Consider the following 567-nt stretch of genomic DNA (forward strand, 5'->3'; position numbering starts at 1 on the left):
CTGGCCCGGGTCGCCTATCCGATTGCCGGCGGTGCGGCGATCGCCGTGGCGCTGGGCGCGATGTATATGATGTTTCAAACCATACCGATCAGCGGCGCACGATCGACCATGGGCTTCCTGGCGCAGGTGTTCGCTGGCGCCATTGGTGGCTGGGTCTTTGCGCGGATTGCGGTCCAGCCCACAAAGTCCGTCACCCCAGCGAAGGCTGGGGCCTAAAACAAGGGCGGTGGGACTCACACAGGCGGGTTGGATGCCAGCCTGCGCTGGCATGACGGGGTAATTTGATCCTCTCCCGGAGGGAGAGGCAAGCAAGACTTGAGAGCGAAGCGAACTAGTCGCGCTCAGTGAGGGGTTAACCCCCTCCGTTGGCGAGCATCGCCTGCCGGATTTCCTCAAGGACGCCTTCGAGGTTATTAAACACATCCGAATTCCAGAAGCGGATCACCCGATAGCCTGCAATTTCCATGACGGCGTCGCGATCCTGATCCGGGACGCTATCAGCATGCTGACTGCCATCCAGTTCAATGATCAGACTGGCTGCATGGCACACAAAGTCAGCGACATAAT

Annotated in this window: 2 protein-coding genes; one reads left to right on the top strand and one right to left on the bottom strand. The window is 59.6% G+C overall.

Going from position 1 to position 567, the window contains the following annotated elements; genetic code table 11:
- Positions 1–216, top strand: a 216-nt coding sequence (locus V7665_RS13790; protein WP_335665097.1) for a hypothetical protein, incomplete at its 5' end; no start/stop codon positions are given.
- A 136-nt stretch (positions 217–352) separates the two neighbouring features.
- Here the strand turns inward: V7665_RS13790 and V7665_RS13795 are convergent.
- Positions 353–567 (bottom strand): endonuclease domain-containing protein (locus V7665_RS13795; protein WP_335665098.1); only part of this gene is annotated, 215 nt, incomplete at its 5' end.

The sequence above is a fragment of the Parasphingorhabdus sp. genome, from assembly GCF_036964675.1.
Classification (GTDB): Bacteria; Pseudomonadota; Alphaproteobacteria; order Sphingomonadales; family Sphingomonadaceae; genus Parasphingorhabdus.